This is a genomic window from Capnocytophaga sp. oral taxon 380 str. F0488 (assembly GCF_000318255.2).
In the GTDB taxonomy this organism is placed as follows: domain Bacteria; phylum Bacteroidota; class Bacteroidia; order Flavobacteriales; family Flavobacteriaceae; genus Capnocytophaga; species Capnocytophaga ochracea.
In genome coordinates this window covers 1-238 of the sequence record NZ_KB291205.1, presented here as the reverse complement: position 1 = coordinate 238, position 238 = coordinate 1, and the positions used below count along the sequence as shown (strand labels likewise).

1 pseudogene is annotated in these 238 nt (G+C 31.1%); it reads right to left on the bottom strand.

The features are described from left to right. A pseudogene (locus tag HMPREF9078_RS11980) lies at positions 1–238 on the bottom strand (hypothetical protein); the annotation flags it as partial.

Sequence of the window (238 nt, the reverse complement as noted above, 5' to 3'; positions counted from 1 at the left end):
GCTTGTTTTACCTCATTTATATTAGCTTTATTACCGTTAATCACATAAGCTAAATCTTCTATTTTTTCGATACCTTCTGTGTTCAAGTAGCTTTCAAATTGTTTGATAAATCCTTTATCATTAGCTATTTTACTCCACGTTTCAGTATTATAGCTTTTGAACTCTTCAAATAAAGGTAGACCTTCATTTCTGTTAGTGTTAAATTTCACGTCATAACGGCAGTTGGCACAGATATCAT